This is a genomic window from Comamonas sp. B-9 (genome assembly GCF_000410635.1).
In the GTDB taxonomy this organism is placed as follows: Bacteria; Pseudomonadota; Gammaproteobacteria; order Burkholderiales; family Burkholderiaceae_C; genus Comamonas.
In genome coordinates this window covers 896-1,485 of sequence record NZ_KE148661.1, presented here as the reverse complement: position 1 = coordinate 1,485, position 590 = coordinate 896, and the positions used below count along the sequence as shown (strand labels likewise).

The 590-nt window shown below is 66.3% G+C and carries 1 protein-coding gene; it reads right to left on the bottom strand.

The window, feature by feature from the left end; translation table 11 throughout:
* Positions 1 to 124 precede the first annotated feature (124 nt).
* On the bottom strand, positions 125 to 520 hold the full coding sequence (locus tag H928_RS29405; protein WP_239645057.1) for a plasmid stabilization protein: 396 nt from the start codon (positions 518 to 520) through the stop codon (positions 125 to 127).
* Between the last annotated feature and the right edge of the window lie 70 nt (positions 521 to 590).

Here is a 590-nt window from a genome sequence, read left to right as displayed (position 1 = left end):
CCACCCCCTCCTCCCCCCCCCCACCCGCCGGTGGCACCACCGCCGCCGGATTTGCCCAAGCCCGAGCCCATCGATCCGCCAGACAGCACCTTGCCGATCGAGGAGCCGGGGCATGAACCACCGGTCAAGGATCCGGAACCGGTTTAAACCGGCAACGCAACAGGCCAGCACACCCACCGGTGGCTGGCCTGTTCTTCATGCTTAGTTTTTCTTGGCAGCGGCGTTGCGCTTGCGGGTGGCCGCCGCCTTTTTGGCCGATGCGGAGCGCTCCTCGGGGCTGCGGCTGGCGGCGGCTTTTTTGGCCGCTGCCGAGCGCACGGCCGCCAGCCGCGACCCCGGCCCGGTCGCCTTGCCGGCCAGATCCGGAGAGCTTGCCTCCGCCCGTTTCCTTGTTCACCGTGGCCCAGGCACGTGCTGCGGCTTCATCTTCCGACACGCCCTTTTGCTCGTAGCTTTTCTCGATATGGCGGGCCATGCGTTTTTGCTTATCGGTATAAGCGGACTTGTCTCCTTGGGGCATTGCGGATCTCCTGGGGTGCTGCGTTGAGGCGGGGTGGCGCGGGATGGAGGGGCCTTACTGCGATGGATCA